The following is a 1,284-nucleotide window of genomic DNA, read 5'->3' on the forward strand; positions in this document are numbered from 1 at the left end:
CTCCACGACGTCACCGTCGGCCATCACGTAGTCCTTGCCCTCGATACGGACACGGCCAGCGGCACGAGCCGCGGTCATCGAACCGGCCGCCATCAGGTCGTCGAACGAGACGACCTCCGCCTTGATGAACCCGCGCTGGAAGTCGGTGTGGATGACGCCCGCGGCCTCCGGCGCGGTCGCGCCGGCCCTGATTGTCCAGGCCCGCGACTCCTTCGGCCCCGCCGTGAGGTAAGTCGCCAGGCCCAGCGTGTGAAAGCCGATCCTGGCCAGCTGGGCCAGGCCGCTCTCGGTCTGCCCCAGGGCCGCCAGCAGCTCGGCGGCGTCGTCGTCGGGGAGCTCGCTCAGCTCGGCCTCGACCTTCGCGCACAAGACCACCGCGTCGGCCGGGGCGACCAGCGCCGCGAGCTCCTTACGCCGGCCGTCGTCGGCGAGGACGTCCTCGTCCACGTTGAACACGTACAGGAAGGGCTTGGCGGTGAGCAGGAACAGCTCACGCAGCGCGGCCCGGTCGACGCCCGGATCGGACGAAAGGGTGCGGCCCGCGTCCAGTACTTCCCGGGCGTGCTTCGCGGCGGCCAGCATGGCCTGCCTGCTCTTGTCGACCCGCGCTTCCTTCTCCAGCCTGGGCAGGCGCGCGTCGATGGTCTGCAGGTCGGCGAGGATCAATTCGGTGTTGATCGTGGCGATGTCGTCAGCCGGATCGACACGGCCGTCAACATGGACGACGTCCGGATCGGAGAAGACACGGACAACCTGGCAGACCGCGTCCGACTCGCGGATGTTGGCGAGGAACTTGTTGCCGAGGCCCTGTCCTTCGGCCGCGCCGCGGACAAGCCCGGCGATGTCGACGAAGCTGACCGCCGCCGGCACCGTACGGGTGCTGTGGAACACCTCAGCCAGCCGGGCCAGCCGGGAGTCCGGAACGCCGACGACTCCGACGTTCGGCTCGATGGTGGCGAACGGGTAGTTCGCGGCTAGGACGTCGTTACGGGTCAACGCGTTGAACAAGGTCGACTTGCCGACGTTGGGTAGTCCGACGATCCCGATCGACAAGCCCATGACGCCGCAGTCTACGGGGCGGGCCGCGGCCGGCGTCCACATACCACTGCCGGACGACGCCCAGAAGATATCGCTGGCATCCCGCCAGGCGCGATCATGGCCGGCGTGAAGCCTGCCGGGTACCGACTGCCGGCGATGCTGCTTGCCGGCCTCCTGTGCGCGGCCACGGGCGTCGCCTGCACGGGCTCCAACGCCAGCCAGCCGCGCCCCAGCCACCCAATCTCC

1 protein-coding gene is annotated in these 1,284 nt (G+C 69.5%); it reads right to left on the reverse strand.

Annotated elements, in window-relative coordinates; all coding sequences use genetic code 11:
- A partial coding sequence (gene ychF, locus MJ785_RS12465; RefSeq protein WP_239380954.1) for a redox-regulated ATPase YchF occupies nucleotides 1-1,059 on the reverse strand: 1,059 nt, incomplete at its 3' end.
- Nucleotides 1,060-1,284 lie beyond the last annotated feature (225 nt).

Origin of the sequence: Protofrankia sp. CiT1, assembly GCF_917627335.1 — a bacterium.
Classification (GTDB): domain Bacteria; phylum Actinomycetota; class Actinomycetes; order Frankiales; family Frankiaceae; genus Protofrankia.